The following is a 20,627-nucleotide window of genomic DNA, read 5'->3' on the forward strand; positions in this document are numbered from 1 at the left end:
GGCGGCGCCGGCACCCGCACCGCGGGGCCCCGCCCCGCTGCCGACGGGCCCGCACCCTCTCACCGCAATCCAGGAGTTGACCCATGTACGCACTCAAAGGCGTCACCCGGCGCTACACCCGGGGCAAGGACACCGTCCACGCCCTCGACGGCATCGACCTGACGATCCCCGACGGCGACCGGCTCGTCATCCAGGGCCCCACCGGCGGCGGCAAGTCCACACTGCTGCAGATGCTCGGCGCGCTCGACCGCCCCAGTTCCGGCGAGATCCTCCTCGACGGCACCGACCTGGCCAAGCTGCCGGAGGCCCGGCTCACCCGGGTGCGCAGCGAGAGCATCGGCTTCGTCTTCCAGTCCTTCAACCTGATCCCGACCCTCACCGCGCAGGAGAACGTCGAGACCGCGCTCGTCCCGCTCGGGGTGAGGACGAAGGAACGCCGCGAGAAGGCCGCCGAGGCGCTGGCCGCGGTCGGGCTCGGCGAGCGGCTCGGACACCTGCCCGCCGAGATGTCCGGTGGCCAGCAGCAGCGGGTGGCCATCGCCCGGGCGCTGGTGAAGGAACCGAAGGTGCTGCTCGCCGACGAACCCACCGGAAACCTCGACGAGTCGATGCGCGACGAGATCATGGACGTACTGATCCGGATGTGGAAGGAGCTCGGGCTCACCTTCGTCATGGTCACCCACGACTCCACCCTGGCGAAGCAGGCCCCGCGCGTGGCGACCATCCGCAAGGGCCGCGTCACGGTCGAGGAGAACGTGGGCGCCTGACCCGCGGACACGGCGCGTCCCCGCCGCCGGTCGGGTACCGGTGAGGAAGGGCTCCGAAGCTGTTTCCGGGGCCGGCGGGGTTGCCGGCAGGGCGGGCCTGCTCCCGGCCCCGCGTACGGCTCCGTGACTTCGTGGCCGGGGCGGACCGCGTGAGGTTCCCCCCGCTGGCCGGACAGCTTGATACTGGGACGGATGGTCCCGGAGGAAGCAGTCACAGGTAGTGAGTAGCAAGAGCAACATGAGTAAGCGGTACACGGCCGAGTTCAAGCGGGACGCGGTCGCCTTGGCGTTGTCCTCGGAGAAGACGGTCACCGAGGTCGCGAGGGATCCGGGCGTGAGTCCGGAAGGGCTGCGGGGGTGGGTGAAGCAGGCGAAGGCCGACCGCGGTGAGGGACCCGCCGGGGCTTTGACCAGTGCGGAGCGTGAGGAGTTGGTCCGGCTGCGGCGGAGGGTTCGCGAGCAGGAGGCCACGATCGAGGTTCTGGGGAAAGCGACCGCCTTCTTCGCTCGGGACAAGATGAGGTAGACACCGTGGCACGGTGTCGTTTCATCGATGCGGAGAAGGCATCGGAGGGTAATCCCGCAGGTCACAGTGTTGCTTTTCTGTGCCGTGTGCTGGGAGTGCCCCGTTCCACCTACTACGCGCACAGGGCGTCACGGCCGGCCCGGTCGGTGCGGGAGCGGGCCGAGGAGGTGCTGGTGGGCGAGATCCGGGTGCTTCACGCCGGATCTCGCGGTGCCTACGGGGCCCCGCGGATCCACGCCGCCCTGCGGCGGGCCGGGCGGGTGGTGAACTCCAAGAGGATCGAGCGGCTGATGCGCAAGCACCGGATCGTCGGGATCGCCCGCCGCCGGCGGCGGGGCCTGACCCGGCAGGCGAAGCGGGCGGTGTTCGCGCTCGACCTGATCGGCCGGGACTTCACCGCGCCCCGGCCCGGGATGCGGCTCGTCGGCGACATGACTGAACTCGGCATGCTGGAAGGGAAGTTGTACCTGGCGACCTGTATCGATCTCGCGACGCGGGAGGTGGTCGGCTGGGCGATGGCCGACCACCACCGCGCCGAGCTGCCGGTCGCCGCCTTGCGGATGGCGGCCGGGCGTGGCGGCCTGGAGCCGGGTTGCGTCATGCATACGGATCGCGGCAGCGAGTGCACGAGTGACGAATTCCGCAGCGAAATACGCAAGTTGGGCATGAGGCAGTCGATGGGGCGCGTCGGCTCTTGTTACGATAATGCCGCCGCAGAAAGTTGGTTCGCCATCCTGAAAGCGGAGATCGGGACGACCATGTGGGAGACCCGGGAGGCCGCCCGGGCCGACGTTTTCCGCTACGTCGAGGTCGAGTACAACCGCAGCCGGCTCCGTCGGCACCCCGACTACGGGTACGTCACCCCGCTCGAAACGAGATCCTTGCTCAGGCAGAGCCTCGTCCCGGCAGCGTAAACACCCGCTGTCCAGTTCGCGGGGGGAACTTCCACCACGGTGTCCGCGCCGCTCGACCTCGACGCGTACCTGTCGCTGCTGCGGACGGACAGCGCGCTGGTGAACGTGGGCGCCCCCGAGCAGCCCGTCTCGCTCAACCTCTTCTCGGTGATCGCCGGACGCAAGACCCTCGCGGGTTCGAGCATCGGCGGCATCCGGCAGACCCAGGAGATGCTGGACTTCTGCGCCGCGCACGGCATCGGCGCTGAACAGCGACGTCCGCTACCGCTTCGTGATCGACACGGCGACGATCCGACACCCGGCCCGGCTCGGCCCGGCTCGGCTCGGCCCGGCCCGGCTCGGTCAGGCCCGGTCAGGCCTGACGGACGAAGCCGTGACCCGGGCCCCGGCGCGCCGGGGCCCGGGCCGGTCGGCGTCCGCCGCGGTCACTGCGGCAGGGTCGCCGGGCTGCCGCCGTTGGCCTCGTAGCCCGCGACCGCCAGGGCCCGGTAGACCGCGAACTCCGCGGCCGGGTCGGGGGACAGGGTCCAGGGAAGCGCGCCGACGTGGCCGTCGATGTGTACCAGCTGGTCCATGGCCTCCGCCCAGCGCTCACCGCGGACCAGGAAGAAGACCAGCAGATGCCGGACGTGGGCCGCCATCGGGTCGTCCGGGCGGGCCGCGTGCACCGCGTGCAGCGCGCCGTGGACCGCCTTCGTCACCACCTGGCTCTGGTAGAAACCACTGACCAGGTTCACCTCCGGAAGGTGCTCGAACACCGCGAACAGCGGCATCGCGGCCAGCAGCGACCCCTGCGGTGCCCGCGCCGCCGCGGCCTCCGCGAACGAGTTCGCCAGCTCCCGCGAGCCGTGCCACTTCTCGCACCAGTAGTGCAGCGCGGCCAGGTGGGCGCCCATGTGGGCCGGCGCGCGGTCCAGGATCTTCAGCCAGACCTGCTCGAACTCCGCCCGCTCGTAAGCCAGTCCGCGGGCCACCGACAGCTCCACGATGTACGGGACCGGGTCACCGGGGGCCAGCAGCGCCGCCTCGCCGCACGCCGCCTTCGCCTCCTCCATGATGATCCGGAACTCGTCCGTCCCGGGCGCCGCCGTACGCCACGCCTGCTGCACCAGGAACTCGGCGTGCACCGCCGCGCCGCCCGCGTCCTTGGGCGCCTCCGAGCGCCACACCCGAAGCCACTGCCCGCCCGCGGACTCACCGGCCGCCCCGCCGGGCCGCGCGGTGAGCTCCAGGGAGGCGGCGCCCGCGAAGGCCTGCACGCGCTGCCAGCGCAGCTCGCTCGTCGCCTCGGTGCCGGCCAACAACTGCTGGGCCCCGCGGTAGTCCCGGGTGCGCTGCACCAGGTCCAGGACGTCCAGCAGGTCCTGGTCGGGTCCGGGCATGCGGACGTCCAGCTCCTCCTCGAGGGCGAAGCCGTACCCGGCCGGGTCCGCCGCGTCGGGGTGTCCGGCCGGTACCTGCGTGATCCCGCCGCGCCCGCGCCTCAGGAACGGCAGCACCACGAAGCCGATCATGACCACCGCGAGCAGGACCAAGAGAATCTCCATGTCCCAAGCGAACCAGATCGCGCCGTCACTTGGCCAACGTGGCGCCGGACCTGTGGACAACCCGACTTCCGGCGCCGGGGGCGCGGGCGCACTACCCTCGGTGCACATGAGCGACACGCACATCAGCCAGCACTTCGAGACGCTCGCGATCCACGCGGGCAACACGGCCGACCCCCTGACGGGCGCGGTCGTCCCGCCGATCTACCAGGTCTCCACGTACAAGCAGGACGGTGTCGGCGGCCTGCGCGGCGGCTACGAGTACAGCCGCAGCGCCAACCCGACCAGGACCGCGCTGGAGGAGAACCTCGCGGCCCTGGAGGGCGGCCGCCGCGGCCTCGCGTTCGCGTCCGGGCTGGCGGCCGAGGACTGCCTGCTGCGTACGCTGCTCGCCCCCGGCGACCACGTGGTGATCCCGAACGACGCGTACGGCGGCACGTTCCGCCTGTTCGCCAAGGTCGTCGCCCGCTGGGGCGTGGAGTGGTCGGTGGCCGACACCAGCGACCCGGCGGCGGTCCGGGCCGCCCTCACCCCGAAGACCAGGGCGGTATGGGTGGAGACTCCCTCCAACCCGCTGCTCGGCATCACCGACATCGCCGCCGTCGCCCAGGTCGCCCGGGACGCCGGCGCCCGCCTCGTCGTCGACAACACCTTCGCCACCCCCTACCTCCAGCAGCCGCTCGCGCTCGGCGCGGACGTCGTCGTGCACTCCCTGACCAAGTACATGGGCGGCCACTCGGACGTCGTCGGCGGTGCCCTGGTCACGGGCGACGCGGAGCTCGGCGAGGAGCTCGCCTACCACCAGAACGCGATGGGCGCGGTCGCCGGGCCGTTCGACTCCTGGCTGGTGCTGCGCGGCGCCAAGACGCTCTCCGTGCGCATGGACCGGCACAGCGAGAACGCCACCAAGGTCGCCGACATGCTCAGCAGGCACGCGCGCGTGACGAGCGTCCTCTACCCGGGGCTGCCCGAGCACCCCGGCCACGAGGTCGCCGCCAAGCAGATGCGAGCCTTCGGCGGCATGGTCTCCTTCCGCGTGGAGGGCGGCGAGGAGGCGGCCGTCGAGGTCTGCAACCGGGCCGAGGTGTTCACGCTCGGCGAGTCCCTGGGCGGCGTCGAGTCACTGATCGAGCACCCCGGACGCATGACGCACGCGTCCGTCGCGGGCTCCGCCCTCGAGGTCCCCGCCGACCTGGTCCGCCTCTCCGTCGGCATCGAGAACATCGACGACCTGCTCGAGGACCTCCAGCAGGCGCTCGGCCGCTGAGGGCCGCCGCCGGAGCCCGGGTCGACGGGGTGGGGCCGCCCTCGGCGGCGGCTCCACCCCGAAGCCGCGCCCGCACGCGGCGCGCACCGCTCGGCCGGCCCGCCGCGCACCGCTCGGCCGGCCGTACGACGCGGCCCGGGAGCTCAGGAGGCCGGCTGTTCGTCCTGCCCCGGCAGGGCCGGTGCCGCCATCCGGGCGGACAGCGCGCTGTTGAAGCGCGTGAGGAGCGCGCAGAACGCCTCTCGCTCCTCCTGCTCCCAGTCCTCCGTCAGTTCGGCCATCAACCGACGTCGTGAGGAACGGACCTCCTCCAGACGCGACTGCCCGCGCGGAGACAGCTGGAGCACCACCGCCCGGCCGTCCTCGGGGTGCGAGGTGCGTTTCACCAGACCGGTGTCCACCAGCGGGGCCACCTGGCGGGTGACCGTCGACGAGTCGATGCCCATGCTCGCGGCGAGCGCCTTGACCCCCATCGGGCCTTCGTTGTCCAGGCGGTTGAGCAGCAGATAGGCGGCGCGGTCCATGGAGTTGCGCACCTGGCCGACACCGCCGAGCCGGGTCTGTTCGGCGCGGCGGGCGAACAGCGCCACCTCGTGCTGCAGCTTTTCGAGGAGGCCGGGGTCACCGACGGTCGTCATGTCCATCGACATGTCAGGTGTTGTGGGCATGGCCGGAGGCTCACTTCGTGAAGGGCTGCTAATTGGGGGACAGGGTACGCGGCCGGAGGCGGGCCGTAGCGACGCTTCGCAAAGCCGCGTCCGCCCGTTGGTCACCGCGTCCGCCCGTCTCCCGTGAACTGCGATGCTGGAGTCATGAGCTACGGCACGGCTGACTCCTTGCGCACCGTCACCCTCGATGACGTACGCGGTGCCCGGAAGACGCTCCAGGGCGTTGCCCGGACGACCGCGATGGAGAGCAGCAGGCACCTGTCCCGCACGGTGGGCACCCCGGTACACCTGAAGTGCGAGAACCTCCAGCGGACGGGTTCGTTCAAGTTGCGCGGCGCGTACGTCCGGATCGCCGGGTTGCTGCCGGAGCAGCGCGCCGCCGGCGTCGTCGCCGCGAGTGCCGGAAACCACGCGCAGGGCGTCGCGCTCGCGTCCTCGCTGCTCGGGGTGGATTCGACGGTGTTCATGCCGAAGGGCGCCCCGCTGCCGAAGATCAGCGCCACCCGGGAGTACGGAGCCGAGGTGCGCCTGCACGGCCAGGTGGTCGACGAGGTGCTGGCCGCCGCCGAGGAGTACGCGGCCGACACGGGTGCCGTGCTCATCCACCCCTTCGACCACCCCGACATCATCGCCGGCCAGGGCACCGTGGGTCTGGAGATCCTGGAGCAGTGCCCGGAGGTGCGCACGGTCGTCGTCGGTATCGGCGGCGGCGGGCTGGCCGCCGGGATCGCGGTCGCGGTGAAGGCGCTGCGGCCGGACGTACGGATCATCGGGGTGCAGGCGGAGGGCGCGGCCGCGTATCCGCCCTCGCTGGCGGCCGGGCACCCGGTGTCGGTGCGCGCCCCGGCGACGATGGCCGACGGCATCAAGGTGGGACGGCCCGGCGACGTGCCGTTCGGGATCGTCGGCGAGCTGGTCGACGAGGTCCGCACCGTCACCGAGGGCGAACTGTCGGCCGCGCTGCTGCTGTGCCTGGAGCGGGCCAAGCTGGTCGTGGAGCCGGCCGGGGCGAGCCCGGTCGCGGCGCTGCTGAGCCGCCCCGATGCCTTCGACGGGCCGGTCGTCGCCGTGCTGTCCGGTGGCAACGTCGACCCGGTGCTGATGGAGCGGGTGCTGCGGCACGGCATGGCCGCGCAGGGCCGCTACCTGGCCGTACGGCTGCGCCTGCCGGACCGGCCGGGCGCCCTCGCGACGCTTCTCGGGGCCCTGTCGGTGGCCGACGCCAACGTCCTCGACGTGAGCCACGTACGGACCGACCCCCGGCTCGGGCTCACGGAGGTGGAGGTCGAGGTGCACCTCGAGACGAAGGGCCCGGCGCACCGCGCCGAGGTCGACCGGATCCTGCGCGACGCGGGCTACACGGTCATCGACTGACCCCGGCCCGGCCGGGCGGCACGACGAAACCCCCGGCAGTCTCCCTGTCGGGGAGAGCCGCCGGGGGCCGGTCGGGGGCGCGCCGCGTACGGAGTCCGGCGTGCGGGGTCCCGGCACACGGAGTTTTGGTCGTGCGGAGTCCCGGTCGTGCGGACGCGCAGGACGGAGCCGGCTGGAGTCAGCCGTCGTACGGCTCGGCCTTGAGGATCTTCACCGAGGCCTTCCTGCCGTTCGGCAGCTCGTACTCCGCCTCCTCGCCGACCTTGTGGCCGTTGACCCCGGCACCCAGCGGGGACTGCGGTGAGTACGTCTCGATGTCCCCGCTCGCGTATTCCCGCGAGGCGAGGAGGAAGGTCAGCGTGTCGTCCTCGTCGCCGTCGAAGGCGATCGTGACGACCATGCCGGGCGCCACCGAACCGTCGGCCGCCGGCGCCTCACCGACCTTGGCGCTCTCGAGGAGCTGGGTGAGCTGCCGCACGCGGAGCTCCTGCTTGCCCTGCTCCTCCTTGGCCGCGTGGTACCCGCCGTTCTCCCGCAGGTCGCCCTCCTCGCGCGCGGCGGCGATCTTGGCGGAGATCTCCGTACGCGCGGGACCAGTAAGGTACTCAAGCTCGTCCTTGAGCTTGTTGTACGCCTCCTGGGTCAGCCAGGTGACGTTCTCGCTGGTCTGGGTCACTGGTGCTCCTCGTAGGTACGTGGGGATGCAAAGCTCGCCCTCCCTGAAGGATGTTCTTCCACGGATGGGCGAAACCACGAGCCTAACAATTCAGCGGTGGAAGGGGGAGGACATAAGCCACCAGAATCCTGTTCCCGCAGGTCAGCGGCGCTGCATTTGCCACAACATCCGGACAGGTCCTAGTCGGCGTGGCAGCCGAGGAGCTCGGCCGAGGTGCCCGGGGACGTCGTGCGCAGCGTGACGACCCTGTCGACGCGGGTGTCGTCCCCGCCGAAGCGGAAGTCGGCGCGACCCACCTCGGCACCGTCGCCGGCCTGCGACCGCACCGTGCAGTAGCCCTCGACGCCGGCGTCCTTGTGGACCTCCAGACGCACCCGCACCTCGGTCTTCGAGACGTCGAAGGAGATCAGCTCACCGCTGATCTCGTTCTGGACGACGTAGTGGTAACCGAACCAGCCGAACAGGGCGAGCACGACCGCGGCCAGACCCGCACCGACGATCTGGAGAGTGCGGTCCGCGCGTTCGTCCGAGGAGCGGCCGTAACGGCTCTCGGGCGGTCGCGTGCTCGCCGTACTCATGGTCGTCTCCTCGGCAGGAACGGGACGCGTACTTTCGGGAAGTCCCGGAGGCGGACTCCGGAATTATTCGTCCCCGGCTTCGGTCACTATAGAAGCCTTCCGCCCACCGCCCGACCGCCACCCCACCGGGACGCCCGGGGAACACCTACCTCCACGGGACGGCCGCCGGCGGTATCGCGCGCCGGGTGCGCGGGGCGCCTGACGACTTGCCGACTTGAGGAATGAGTCTTGACTGACCAGCTGCGACTGATGGCCGTGCACGCCCACCCCGACGACGAGTCGAGCAAGGGCGCGGCCACCATGGCGAAGTACGTGTCCGAGGGGGTGGACGTGCTGGTCGTGACCTGCACGGGCGGGGAGCGCGGCTCCATCCTCAACCCCAGACTGCAGGGCGACCCGTACATCGAGGAGAACATCCACGAGGTGCGCAGGAAGGAGATGGACGAGGCCCGGGAGATCCTCGGGGTGAAGCAGGAATGGCTCGGCTTCGTCGACTCCGGCCTGCCCGAGGGCGACCCGCTGCCCCCGCTGCCCGAGGGCTGCTTCGCCCTTCAGGACGTGGACACGGCGGCCGGGGAGCTGGTGCGGAGGATCCGCGCGTTCCGTCCCCAGGTGATCACCACCTACGACGAGAACGGCGGCTACCCGCACCCCGACCACATCATGACCCACAAGATCACGATGGTGGCCTTCGAGGGCGCGGCGGACACCAAGGCGTACCCGGAGGACGAGTTCGGCCCGGCCTTCCAGCCGCTGAAGGTCTACTACAACCAGGGTTTCAACCGCCCCCGCACCGAGACGCTGCACCAGGCGCTGCTGGACCGCGGCCTGGAGTCGCCGTACGGGGACTGGCTCAAGCGCTGGTCGGAGTTCGAGCGCAAGGAGCGCACCCTCACCACGTACGTCCCGTGCGCGGACTTCTTCGAGATCCGTGACAAGGCCCTGGTCGCGCACGCCACACAGATCGACCCCGACGGCGGCTGGTTCCGGGTTCCGATGGACATCCAGAAGGAGGTCTGGCCCACCGAGGAGTACGAGCTGGCGAAGTCCCTCGTCGACACCTCCCTCCCCGAGGACGACCTCTTCGCGGGCATCCGCGACAATGCCTGACATGAGCGCAAGCGCACACCTGGCAATGAGCCACCTGGTCACCCTCGCCGAGCTCGACGAGGACAAGGTCACCCCCGGTGTCCTCGGCTTCATCGTGTTCGCGGTGATGGCCCTGGCGGTCTGGGGCCTGATGAAGTCGATGAGCCGGCACATGAACCGGGTCGACTTCGCCGAGTCGGGGCCCCGGGCGGCGGAACCCGGGAACACCGGGCAGCCGGCCGCCGGCGCGGCGGGCAGGAAGCAGAGCTGATCCGCGTAGCCCTCCGGTGGCGGAGGGCTACGCGGCAGCACGCGCGGGCGGCTGCGCCCCGCAGGGCCGCGCGCGTCACACGGTGACCCGCGTCACCCGGGCGCCCGCCCCGCCGTCCGGGCTTCTCCCGCCGTCCGCTGGCGCGGCCTTCCGGTGGGGGCTCCGCCGGTCCGTTTCGGGCGGCCGTCTCGGCACGCTGTCCGCCGCCGGCCCCTCCTGCCGCCGCCCCACCCTGCCGTCCGGGCTTCTCCCGCCGTCCGCTGGCGCGGTCTTCCGGCCGGGGCTCCGCCGGTCCGGCCCGCCCCGCCGTCCGGGCTTCTCCCGCCGTCCGCTGGCGCGGCCTTCCGGTGGGGGCTCCGCCGGTCCGTTTCGGGCGGCCGTCTCGGCACGCTGTCCGCCGCCGGCCCGGCCCGCCCCGCGCCCGGTGAGCAGAGGCGTTCGTGTCACCGCACCGGGCCCACCGTCATCCCGCCGGGCCGCCCCGCGTCTGCGAGCCCACGGCCACCCCCATCACCTCGCGCGCGTGACGGCTGGGGACCATGCCCAGGCGCCAGGCCTGCCAGCCCGCCTCCAGGCTCGCCCCCCGCTCCAGCAGCAGCCGGTAGGCGTCCACGTAGTCGCCCAGCTTGCCGTCGCGGGCGGCGTGCGCGGTCCGGCCGAGCTGGGCCAGCTCCTCCAGGGCCACCGCCGTACCGACCTCCGTACCGCCGGGGGCCGCGTACGGCAGCAGGGTGCAGCGCAGGAACCGGGCCCAGTCCTCCCCGCGCCGGTCCCCGTAGGATGCGAACAGCGCCGCCGCCTCGTCGCACAGGGCCAGCGCCTGCTGCGTACGGGCGTTGCCGGCGTCGACGACCGCCAGCTCCAGGCAGGTCCACGCCTCACCGTGGGCCACCCCGATGCGCTGGAAGTCCGCGCGGGCGTCGACCAGCAGCTGACGGGCGAAGCCGGAGTTGCGCAGCGAGCCGGTCCGCGCGGCCCGCTGGTCGCGGGTCACCCGGGCCGAGTGGTGCCGAGCACAGGCCAGCCCGTACACGTCCCGCATCCGGGAGAACATGGTGCGGGACCGCTCCAGCTCGCGCACCGCCCGGTCCAGGTCCCCGGTCTCCTCCAGCGCCTGGCCCAGGTAGTACAGCGTCCACGCCTCCCCGCGGGCGTCCTCGTTGTCCCGGTGCCGGGCGGCGGCCCGCCGCAGGTCCTCCACCGCCGGTGAGGCGTCCCCGGCGACCAGCAGGGCCCGCGCCAGCTGGGTCAGCGCCCAGGCCTCCCCGCGGGCGTCACGGGTACGGCCGTACAGCTCGAGCGCGGTGCGCAGCTCCGTCTCGGCGCGCGGGACGTCGCCCGTCCGCAGGTGCAGCTGGCCGAGCTGGAAGTGCGCCCACGCCTGGCCGTGCACGGACTCGCCCGCCCGGTGCAGCACCAGCGACCCGGTGAGCAGCTCCAGGGCCTCGGCCAGCCGGGCCCGGTCGCGCTCCACCGCCGCCAGCGCGTGCATCGTCCACGCCCGGTCGGTGGCCAGCCGGGGCGCGGACTGCAGGTCCATCGCCTCCCGCAGCCGCGCCGACGCCTCCGTCAGGTTGCCCTGGTGGTGCAGCGTGATGCCCAGCGAGGTCAGCGCCCGCGCGGCCCCCGCGTCGTGATGCGCCTCCCGGTACAGGTCGACCACCGAGGTCAGAGTCGTCCGCGCCGTGTCCAGCTCACCGAGCTGACGCGCCGCGATACCGGTACGCCACTGCACCGAACGCACCAGCAGCCCCTCGTCCACGGCCTGCGCCAGCTCACTGATCTCCCCGAGCCGGTACAGGTCGCCGCGCAGCAGGCAGTAGTCGCACAACGCGCCGAGGAGGTTCAGCACCGCCCTCTGGTCCACACCCTCCGCGTGCCGCAGCGCCGCCGTGATGAAGCTCGACTCGTCGTCCAGCCAGCGCAGCGCCTCGTCCAGCGACGTGAAGCCGTACGGGCCGAAGCGGTCCGAGCGGGTCGACATGTTCCCGTCGACCAGGCGCAGCACCGAATCGGCCAGCTCGGCGTAGTTCACGATCAGCCGCTCCTGCGCCGCCGCACGCTCGGCCGGGTCCTCCTCGTCGAGGAGACGGGCCAGCGCGAAGGCGCGCACGAGGTCGTGCAGCCGGTAGCGGCCCTGCCGCACCGGGGTGATCAGACCGGCCCGGGACAACGCCTCCAGGTGCCGCCGCGCCTCGGCCTCGTCGGTGCCGAGCACCGCGGCCGCCGCGGCGGCACCCAGCGAGACCCGGCCCGCCAGCGCCAGCCGGCGCAGCAGCCGCCGCAGCGTGTCCGGCTGGTCGGTGTAGCGCAGCCACAGGGCACGCTCGACCGGGTCGACCGGGCCGTACGCGCTCAGGTCCGAGGCCAGCGCACGCGGCGAGCGCGCGCCCAGCGACGAACCGGCGATCCGCAGCGCCAGCGGCAGCCCGCCGCACAGCTCCCGGACGAGGTCGGCCGACTCGGCGTCGTACGGCTCGGAGGAGTCCTGCGCCGCGGACGACAGCAGCTCCTCCGAACCCGCGGCGTCCAGCGCCTCCACCGGCAACTGGTACACCCGGGCCGGCAGGTCGTCGGGCAGGCCGAGCGGCGCGCGGGAGGTCACCAGGACCAGGCTGTCGGAACGCTCCGGCAGCAGGGTACGGACCTGCTGCGGGTCCGCGGCGTCGTCGAGGACGACCGTCACCGGCATGCCCGTCACATGCTGGTGGTACAGCTCGCTCAGCCGCCCGACCTGCTGGTCGGGCGAGGACCGCTCACGGAACAGCAACTGCTCGCGGGGCGCCCCCAGCCGGTTCAGCAGGTGCAGCAGCGCGTCCCGGGTCGACAGCGGCGTCTCGCCGGGGCTGTCGGCGCGCAGATCGACCACGCAGGCACCGCGGAAGTAGTCCTTCAGGTCGTGCGTGGCGCGCACCGCGAGCGTGGTCCGGCCGCTGCCGGGCGCCCCGTGCAGCACCACCACCGTCGGCACGGTCTCGGTGGCCGCGCGCGCGGCCCGCACCCACTGCCGGATCTGCGCCATCTCCCGCCGGCGCCCGGCGAACGCCCCCACCGGCTCGGGCAGCTGCCCGAACGACTGCTCGAGCACGCTGCGGCCGCGGGCCGCCGCGCTCTTGTCCGTGCCGCGCAGCCGAGGCCCCTTCTGCTGGGGCCCCGTGGACGCGGCCAGCATCCGTTGCTGGTCCAGGAACGGCCGGACCCCGCGCACCTCCAGCGCCGTCAGCCACTGCAGCCGCAGCTGCTCGGGCCCGCCCGGCTGGCTCACCGCGCCGGCCCGGTGGTGGGCGGCGGGCACATGCACGCCCGCGACCTTCACCACGGTCGCCGCCGCCCCGGCCACCCCGACGGCCACACCCGCGCCGAGCGCCGTCCCGGTCCCGGTGCCGAGGAGGAGGTCGGCGACCACGGCCGCCGCCCCGGCCACCCCGGCCACGAGCAGCGGCGTCCCGGCACCCTCACGGGCGTACCGCTGGCCGAAGGTGAGCTGCCCGGCCGCCGCGTCGTCCAGGGCACGGGTGTACGCCTCGTACTCCTCGGCGGCCGTCCCCGCCATCGCGTCCATGGCGCCGCGCGCCCGGGACAGCAGCACCTTTCCGTCGGTGCGCCCGCCCGAGCGGCGCACCTCTTCCTCCACAGCCCGCGCCAGCAACCGCTCGGCGTCCGCACGATGACTGTCCCGCATGCCACGTCCCCCTCCGGCGGCCTCGTCCGCACCCGGTGTGCCCGGCTGTCCTCGGGTCCCTCCCGTCCCCTCCCCGAGACCCCTGCCGGTTATGCGTGGCCCAGGTGTCCTGCGCACGCCCTACCTTGGGGAGAGGGAGACAGGGCGCCGCCCGGGCGACGGACATCCGGGCGACGGACGCCCGAGCGACGGACGCCTGAGCGACGGACGCCCGCGCGGCCGACATCCGGGTCACGGACGGCGGCGGGGCGCATCGGTACGACGGTGCGGTGCCGGTACTGGGGCAGGATGGAACCATGCCGAACCGACTGGCCCACGAGACGTCCCCCTACCTCCTTCAGCACGCCGACAACCCCGTCGACTGGTGGCCCTGGTCGGACGAAGCCTTCGCCGAGGCACGTGAGCGCGACGTGCCCGTCCTGCTGAGCGTCGGGTACGCGAGCTGCCACTGGTGCCACGTCATGGCGCACGAGTCGTTCGAGGACCGGGCGACCGCCGACTATCTGAACGCGCGCTTCGTGAGCGTCAAGGTGGACCGGGAGGAGCGGCCCGACGTGGACGCGGTCTACATGGAGGCCGTGCAGGCGGCGACCGGGCAGGGCGGCTGGCCGATGACGGTGTTCCTCACTCCGGACGCCGAGCCCTTCTACTTCGGCACCTACTTCCCGCCCGAGCCCCGCCAGGGCATGCCGTCCTTCCGGCAGCTGCTCCAGGGTGTGCACCAGGCCTGGGCCGAGCGCCGGGACGAGGTCGCCGAGGTCGCCGGGAAGATCGTGCGGGACCTGGCGGGGCGGGAGATCTCCTACGGCGACGCGCGGCTGCCCGGCGAGGAACAGCAGGCGCAGGCGCTGCTCGGCCTGACCAGGGAGTACGACCCGCAGCGCGGCGGATTCGGCGGGGCGCCGAAGTTCCCGCCGTCCATGGTGCTCGAGTTCCTGCTCAGGCACCACGCCCGCACCGGCGCCGAGGGCGCTCTCCAGATGGCGGGGGACACCGCCGAGCGGATGGCCCGTGGCGGCATCTACGACCAGCTCGGCGGTGGCTTCGCCCGCTACTCCGTCGACCGGGACTGGGTGGTGCCGCACTTCGAGAAGATGCTCTATGACAACGCCCTGCTGTGCCGCGTCTACGCCCATCTCTGGCGGTCCACCGGGTCCGGGCTCGCGCGCCGGGTCGCGCTGGAGACCGCCGACTTCATGGTGCGCGAACTGCGCACGCCCGAGGGCGGGTTCGCGTCCGCGCTGGATGCCGACAGCGACGACGGGACGGGGCGGCACGTCGAGGGGGCGTACTACGTCTGGACGCCCGCGCAGTTGCGTGAGGCGCTCGGGGCGGAGGATGCCGAACTCGCCGTGCGGTACTTCGGGGTGACCGAGGAGGGCACCTTCGAGGAGGGTGCCTCCGTGCTCCGGCTTCCGCAGCAGGACGAGGTGTTCGACGCCGGCCGGATCGCCGGCCCCGACGGGATCAGGGAGCGGCTGCTCGCGGCGCGCGGGGCGCGTCCCGCCCCCGGCCGGGACGACAAGGTCGTCGCCGCCTGGAACGGGCTGGCGATCGCCGCGCTCGCCGAGACCGGCGCCTACTTCGACCGGCCGGACCTGACCGAGGCCGCGGTCGGCGCCGCCGACCTGCTGGTCCGCGTGCACCTCGACGACCACGCCCGGATCGCCCGGACCAGCAAGGACGGCCGTGTCGGCGGCAACGCGGGCGTCCTGGAGGACTACGCCGACGTCGCCGAGGGCTTCCTCGCGCTGGCCTCGGTGACCGGGGAGGGGGTGTGGCTGGAATTCGCCGGGCTGCTGCTCGACCACGTGCTGGCCCGCTTCGCCGACGCCGGGTCGGGCACCCTGTACGACACGGCGTCCGACGCCGAGCGGCTCATCCGTCGCCCGCAGGACCCGACCGACAACGCCGTTCCGTCCGGCTGGACGGCCGCCGCGGGCGCGCTGCTCGGGTACGCGGCGCAGACCGGCTCCGAGCCCCACCGCACCGCCGCGGAAAGGGCGTTGGGAGTGGTGAGGACGCTCGGTCCGCGGGTGCCGCGGTTCGTCGGCTGGGGGCTCGCGGTCGCCGAGGCGGCGCTGGACGGGCCGCGGGAGGTCGCGGTGGTCGGTCCGCCCGACGACCCGGCCACGACGGCCCTGCACCGTACGGCGCTTCTGGGCACCGCCCCGGGTGCGGTGATCGCCCTCGGGACGCCGGGGAGCGACGAGTTCCCGCTGCTGGCCGACCGGCCCCTGGTGGGCGGCGAACCGGCGGCGTACGTCTGCCGCAACTTCACCTGTGACGCGCCGACGACCGATCCCGCCCGGCTGGGCGCGGCCCTGGGCGGCTGAGGCGGCGGAGCCGGGTCGCTCAGTTTCCCCGGGCGACCCGGCTCAGCGCGCTTTCCACGATCGCCTCCAGCTGGTCGTGGTGCGCGCCCCGCCAGTAGGCGCGGCCGCAGTCGCCGCACTGGGCGAACACGTCGTACGAGCGGTGCGTGCCGCTCTTCAGCTGGTCGGCGACCTCGTCCTTGGTGGCGGCGCGGAGCAGCCCGTTGCAGGCGGTGCAGCGGGTCCAGGGGCGCAGCTCGGGCCGGAACCGGTCCAGGACGTACGGCAGCTGCTCGTCGGGCCCGGTGCTGTAGACGAACGCGCCGGCCCACAGTTCCCGGCGGCGCAGCAGCCCGCGGTCGCGGCTGAGCATCACCCGCTTCTCGGCCGCGGACCGGGCGGCCAGGGCCGGATCGCCGATGTCCGTCGACTCGTAGGCCGTGTCCACGCCCAGCAGCCGCAGCCGGCGGGCCAGTGTGCCGAGGTGGACGTCGAGGAGGAAGCGGAGCGGGGCGCCGGGTACGCGCTGGGGGTGGGCGACGGGGCGGACGGTGACCGACTCGCCCGCGGCCGGGAGGTGCGAGACGGCCACCTCGCGGCCGTCCACGAGCAGCGCGCCGACCTCGGTCAGCGGGACGCCGAGGGACTCGACGAGGTGGCCGAGGGCGGAGACGCCGTCGGACGGGGCCTTCAGGGCGCCGGTGGTGCGTGCCCGGGGGACGAAGACGAGCAGGTCGGGGGCGAACTCGACATGGATCTCGGGACCGTTCACCGGGCCAGGATGTCATGTGCGCGGCCCGGGGCCGCGGGATTTCCGGCCGCCCCGGCACGGGGCCCTGGTGCCGGGGCGGAGGACCGGGCCGGAGGCGGCCGGCGGGGCCTGTCCGGCTGGGGCGAGCGGGGTCGGTGCGCTGGGCGGTACGGCGCCGTAGGGCGTGCCGGATCCCGTGTCCTTGGCTCGGTCCGCCGGACGGACTCCGGGGCGCCCCGGCTCATCCGTGCTGGTAGGCCACCAGGGAGATGCCCACGTAGTGGGCGATGAAGGCGGCCAGGGTGAGGGAGTGGAAGACCTCGTGGAAGCCGAACCAGCGCGGTGACGGGTTGGGCTTCTTGAGGCCGTAGATCACTCCGCCCGCGCTGTAGAGCACGCCGCCCACGATCACCAGGACCAGGACGGCGACGCCGCCGCTGCGCATGAAGTCGGGGAGGTAGAAGACGGCGGCCCAGCCCATCGCGATGTAGCACGGGGTGTAGAGCCAGCGTGGGGCGCCCACCCAGAACACCCGGAAGGCGATCCCGGCGAGGGCCGCCGCCCAGATGCCCCACAGCAGCCACCGCCCCTTCGCCTCCGGCAGGAGCAGCATGGTGAGCGGCGTGTAGGTGCCGGCGATGATCAGGAAGATGTTCGCGTGGTCGAGACGGCGGAGCACGCCGTCCATGCGCGGGCTCCAGTCGCCCCGGTGGTACAGGGCGCTCACTCCGAACAGCAGGCAGGCCGTCAGCGCGAAGACCGCGCAGGCGACGCGGCCCCGGGTCGAGTCGGCGAGGGCGACGAGCACCAGCCCGGCGACCAGGACGGCGGGGAACATGCCCAGGTGCAGCCAGCCGCGGAGCTTGGGTTTGACCGGGTGCGGGAGGGACGTCGGGACCGGGCCGCGGCCTTCGGCCGGCCGGGCCGCGGGCGCGTCGGGCGAGTCGGAGGCGTCGGGGACGAACGCTGTCATGACTGCAATCGTACCTACGGAACCGTAAGTTACGAATCGGTCCAGCGGGTCGGCCCCCGTGAAGTGGTCATGATCTCACGTGGCCTACTCGTCAGTACATCCCGAGGTGCATACCGGTAAAAAGAAGACCCGGTGAACGCAACGTGCGCGTAAAGAAACCCGGCGTGTGCGCATGTCCTCCCCGGAAACCGTGGCCCTCGTCACTCTGCTCACATGTGAGACCCCCTGGACAGATGGGCGCTCGCGTCGGAGGATCAAATGAGTGCGGTCGACACCGGATGAGCGCCCAAGGCTCCACCGTGAAGCATCCGGGCCGCAGCCCCCACGGGGCCCTCCAGACCAAGAACCCTCACTTAGGAGCAATCGTGGCGCGCGACATCGCGGCTCCCGGCGTCCCCACCACCCACCAGGGACTCATCTCCTGGGTCGACGAGATCGCCGAGCTGACCCAGCCGGACCACGTGGTCTGGTGCGACGGTTCCGAGGCCGAGTACCAGGGGCTGAGCGAGGAACTGGTCGACCGGGGCACGTTCCGCAGGCTCGACCCGATCAAGCGCCCCAACTCCTACTACGCGGCCTCCGACCCCGGCGACGTCGCCCGCGTCGAGGACCGCACCTTCATCTGCTCCGAGAAGGAGGAGGACGCCGGGCCCACCAACCACTGGAAGGCCCCCGGCGAGATGCGGGAGATCTTCACCGGTGAGAAGGGCGTCTTCCGCGGCTCCATGAAGGGCCGCACGATGTACGTCGTGCCCTTCTGCATGGGCCCCCTCGGCTCACCGCTGTCGGCGATCGGCGTCGAGATCACCGACTCCGCGTACGTCGCCGTCTCCATGCGCACCATGACCCGCATGGGTCAGGACGTCCTGGACGAGCTCGGCGACGACGGCTTCTTCGTCAGGGCCGTGCACTCCGTCGGCGCCCCCCTGGAGCCCGGGCAGGAGGACGTGCCCTGGCCCTGCAACCGGACCAAGTACATCTCGCACTTCCCCGAGGACCGCGAGATCTGGTCCTACGGCTCCGGCTACGGCGGCAACGCCCTGCTCGGCAAGAAGTGCTACGCCCTGCGCATCGCCTCCGTCATGGCCCGCGACGAGGGCTGGCTCGCCGAGCACATGCTGATCCTCAAGCTGACCCCGCCGCAGGGGGAGCCCAGGTACGTCGCCGCGGCCTTCCCGAGCGCCTGCGGCAAGACCAACCTCGCCATGCTGGAGCCCACGATCTCCGGCTGGACCGTCGAGACGATCGGAGACGACATCGCCTGGATGCGGTTCGGCGAGGACGGCCGCCTCTACGCGATCAACCCCGAGGCCGGCTTCTTCGGCGTCGCGCCCGGCACCGGCGAGCACACCAACGCCAACGCCATGAAGACCCTGTGGGGCAACTCGATCTTCACCAACGTCGCCCTCACCGACGACGGCGACGTGTGGTGGGAGGGCATGACCGAGGAGACCCCGGCCCACCTGACCGACTGGAGGGGCAACGACTGGACGCCCGAGTCGGCCCGGGAAGACGGATACCGCCCGGCCGCCCACCCCAACGCCCGCTTCACCACGCCCGCCGCCCAGTGCCCGATCATCGCGCCCGAGTGGGAGGACCCCAGGGGCGTGCCGATCTCCGCGATCCTCTTCGGCGGGCGCCGCGCCACCGCCGTCCCCCTGGTGACGGAGTCCTTCGACTGGAACCACGGCGTCTTCCTCGGCGCCAACGTGGCCTCCGAGAAGACCGCCGCCGCCGAGGGCAAGGTTGGCGAACTGCGCCGCGACCCGTTCGCCATGCTGCCGTTCTGCGGCTACAACATGGGCGACTACATGGGCCACTGGATCGACGTGGCGAAGGACAAGGACCCGTCCGAGCTCCCGAAGATCTACTACGTCAACTGGTTCCGCAAGAACGACGAGGGCACCTTCGTCTGGCCCGGCTTCGGCGAGAACAGCCGCGTCCTGAAGTGGATCGTGGAACGCCTGGCGGGCACGGCGGACGGCGTCGAGACCCCGATCGGCGTCCTGCCGGCCAAGGGTGCGCTGGACACCGACGGCCTCGACCTGTCCGAGTCCGACCTGGACTTCCTCCTCACCGTCGACAAGGACGTGTGGCGCGAGGAGGCCGCGCTGGTCCCCGAGCACCTCAACACCTTCGGCGACCACACGCCCAAGGAGCTGTGGGACCAGTACCACGCCCTGGTGCGGCGCCTGGGCTGATCCCGCCCGCCGGCCCTCCCGCCGCGGAGGACCCCCCAAGACGCCGCGGCCGGCTCCGATCGCGCCCTGACCAGCACCGTCGTCACGGCCGGCCGCGGTGAAGGCACCACAGACCGGCGAGGCCCCGCACAACGGCGATGCTGTTGGTTGATCCGGGGCCTGCCTGCTTCGCCCCGTCGATCGTTTGATCGGCGGGGCGAAGTGCTGCGAAGTGGCGGGTGCGGGTGCGGGTGCGGGCTCGGGGTGTGTCGGTGAGGTGGGCGTCGATGCGGGCGAGGTTGGTCGCGGCGCCGGTGAGCTGGTGCTGGAGGCTGGTCTTCGCGAGGCCTTGGTAGCGGGGTCTGCGCAGGCCGCAGTGTCCGACGGCCTGTGGGATGGTGTCCTCGACACCGGCACGGGTCTTGTACCTCTCCTTCCGGGCATCGGTTCGCTGCTCGGCCCGGGCCGTGCGGACGGTTTCGTGTCCGTCGCGGCTCTGCCGGAGGTTGAGCTCGCGGCGTCGTGGCGAGGGTGAGTTGACGCAGTCACGCAGGTGAGGGCAGGGACGGCAGTCGGCCGGGCTGAAGCGGACCCGGATGACGGGCAGGTTCTGCTGGGAACGCCGCTCGGCCCACTGCGTACTGACGACACCGTTCGGGCAGGTCACCCGTTCGCGGTCCCAGTCGATGGTGAAGGCGTCCTGTCCGAAGGAGCCGTCGGCCGACGCGGCGGTGTCGGCGGCCATCGGCCCGTGCAGGACGACGCCGTGCTCCCGTCGGGCGGCGACGACCTGGCCGGCGGTGGGATGTCCGGCATCGGCCCAGTGCTCACCGGGCAGACGGTCCCGCACGGCCAACGCGTCATGGATCTCGGGAACCGTCACACTGTCGTGGACGGTGGCAAGGGTGGTGACCACGTTCGTGATCAGGTTCGGCACCTCCGGCTCGCAGGTCTCGGTCAGGTGGGCCTTGTACCCGTCCCACGGAGTGTCCCGTTCGACACTGCCCCTGGCCTCGATGTCATAGGGGGTAACCAGGCGCAACGCGCCCGGT

16 protein-coding genes and 2 pseudogenes are annotated in these 20,627 nt (G+C 72.5%); 10 read left to right on the forward strand and 8 right to left on the reverse strand.

Features of this window, described 5'->3' with window-relative positions; all coding sequences use genetic code 11:
* Positions 1-83 precede the first annotated feature (83 nt).
* The 4 genes and pseudogenes from TU30_RS06265 to TU30_RS33740 form a co-directional block, all read left to right on the forward strand.
* Positions 84-767: an ABC transporter ATP-binding protein gene (locus tag TU30_RS06265; RefSeq protein WP_042165515.1), complete on the forward strand. Its 684-nt coding sequence runs from the start codon at positions 84-86 to the stop codon at positions 765-767.
* 238 nt (positions 768-1,005) lie between these two features.
* A complete protein-coding gene (locus TU30_RS06270) occupies positions 1,006-1,293 on the forward strand; it encodes a transposase (RefSeq protein ID WP_042165693.1) in 288 nt (95 codons plus the stop codon).
* A 5-nt stretch (positions 1,294-1,298) separates the two neighbouring features.
* Entirely contained in the window at positions 1,299-2,207 is a 909-nt protein-coding gene (locus TU30_RS06275; protein WP_107068375.1) for an IS3 family transposase, read from the forward strand.
* A gap of 33 nt (positions 2,208-2,240) precedes the next feature.
* Positions 2,241-2,499, forward strand: a pseudogene (locus TU30_RS33740) (zinc-binding dehydrogenase); the annotation flags it as partial.
* 133 nt (positions 2,500-2,632) lie between these two features.
* Here the strand turns inward: TU30_RS33740 and TU30_RS06285 are convergent.
* Complete coding sequence (locus TU30_RS06285) at positions 2,633-3,754, reverse strand: hypothetical protein (RefSeq protein ID WP_042165525.1); 1,122 nt, start codon at positions 3,752-3,754, stop codon at positions 2,633-2,635.
* A gap of 106 nt (positions 3,755-3,860) precedes the next feature.
* Between TU30_RS06285 and TU30_RS06290 the strand changes: the two genes are divergently transcribed.
* On the forward strand, positions 3,861-5,018 hold the full coding sequence (locus tag TU30_RS06290) for a cystathionine gamma-synthase (protein ID WP_042165527.1): 1,158 nt from the start codon (positions 3,861-3,863) through the stop codon (positions 5,016-5,018).
* 143 nt (positions 5,019-5,161) lie between these two features.
* On the opposite strand, the gene TU30_RS06295 is transcribed toward TU30_RS06290, so the two are convergent.
* On the reverse strand, positions 5,162-5,668 hold the full coding sequence (locus TU30_RS06295) for a MarR family winged helix-turn-helix transcriptional regulator (RefSeq protein WP_042165530.1): 507 nt from the start codon (positions 5,666-5,668) through the stop codon (positions 5,162-5,164).
* Between the two features lie 162 nt (positions 5,669-5,830).
* Between TU30_RS06295 and ilvA the strand changes: the two genes are divergently transcribed.
* A complete protein-coding gene (ilvA, locus tag TU30_RS06300) occupies positions 5,831-7,060 on the forward strand; it encodes a threonine ammonia-lyase (RefSeq protein WP_042165533.1) in 1,230 nt (409 codons plus the stop codon).
* Positions 7,061-7,238: 178 nt separating this feature from the next.
* Here ilvA and greA read toward each other — a convergent pair whose 3' ends face one another.
* Both greA and TU30_RS06310 read right to left on the reverse strand, forming a co-directional pair.
* Entirely contained in the window at positions 7,239-7,736 is a 498-nt protein-coding gene (gene greA, locus TU30_RS06305; protein WP_042165536.1) for a transcription elongation factor GreA, read from the reverse strand.
* A 179-nt stretch (positions 7,737-7,915) separates the two neighbouring features.
* Positions 7,916-8,314: a DUF4307 domain-containing protein gene (locus TU30_RS06310; protein WP_042165540.1), complete on the reverse strand. Its 399-nt coding sequence runs from the start codon at positions 8,312-8,314 to the stop codon at positions 7,916-7,918.
* A gap of 228 nt (positions 8,315-8,542) precedes the next feature.
* On the opposite strand from TU30_RS06310, the gene mca reads away from it, so the two are divergent.
* Positions 8,543-9,424, forward strand: a complete 882-nt coding sequence (gene mca / locus TU30_RS06315; protein WP_042165543.1) for a mycothiol conjugate amidase Mca — start codon at positions 8,543-8,545, stop codon at positions 9,422-9,424.
* Positions 9,417-9,674 (forward strand): hypothetical protein, encoded by a 258-nt coding sequence (locus TU30_RS06320; protein WP_176726241.1) that lies wholly within the window; start codon positions 9,417-9,419, stop codon positions 9,672-9,674. The genes mca and TU30_RS06320 overlap by 8 nt, the downstream gene beginning before the upstream one ends.
* 463 nt (positions 9,675-10,137) lie before the next feature.
* Here TU30_RS06320 and TU30_RS06325 read toward each other — a convergent pair whose 3' ends face one another.
* Positions 10,138-13,356, reverse strand: coding sequence for a tetratricopeptide repeat protein (locus TU30_RS06325; RefSeq protein WP_042165549.1), 3,219 nt, complete (start codon positions 13,354-13,356; stop codon positions 10,138-10,140).
* A gap of 296 nt (positions 13,357-13,652) precedes the next feature.
* Here TU30_RS06325 and TU30_RS06330 point away from each other — a divergent pair, with 296 nt between their 5' ends.
* Complete coding sequence (locus tag TU30_RS06330) at positions 13,653-15,692, forward strand: thioredoxin domain-containing protein (protein WP_042165551.1); 2,040 nt, start codon at positions 13,653-13,655, stop codon at positions 15,690-15,692.
* A 19-nt stretch (positions 15,693-15,711) separates the two neighbouring features.
* Here the strand turns inward: TU30_RS06330 and TU30_RS06335 are convergent, their stop codons facing one another.
* Positions 15,712-16,443 carry a Mut7-C RNAse domain-containing protein gene (locus TU30_RS06335; RefSeq protein ID WP_042165554.1) on the reverse strand — a complete coding sequence of 244 codons (732 nt, stop codon included), beginning with the start codon at positions 16,441-16,443 and terminating at the stop codon, positions 15,712-15,714.
* A 220-nt stretch (positions 16,444-16,663) separates the two neighbouring features.
* Positions 16,664-17,395, reverse strand: coding sequence for a hemolysin III family protein (locus TU30_RS06340; protein WP_042165556.1), 732 nt, complete (start codon positions 17,393-17,395; stop codon positions 16,664-16,666).
* 365 nt (positions 17,396-17,760) lie between these two features.
* On the opposite strand from TU30_RS06340, the gene TU30_RS06345 reads away from it, so the two are divergent.
* Entirely contained in the window at positions 17,761-19,596 is a 1,836-nt protein-coding gene (locus tag TU30_RS06345; protein ID WP_042165559.1) for a phosphoenolpyruvate carboxykinase (GTP), read from the forward strand.
* A 157-nt stretch (positions 19,597-19,753) separates the two neighbouring features.
* On the opposite strand, the pseudogene TU30_RS06350 reads toward TU30_RS06345, so the two are convergent.
* Positions 19,754-20,627 (reverse strand): annotated as a pseudogene (locus TU30_RS06350) (transposase); the annotation flags it as partial.

Origin of the sequence: Streptomyces sp. NBRC 110035 (assembly GCF_000829695.1) — a bacterium.
Lineage (GTDB): Bacteria > Actinomycetota > Actinomycetes > Streptomycetales > Streptomycetaceae > Streptomyces.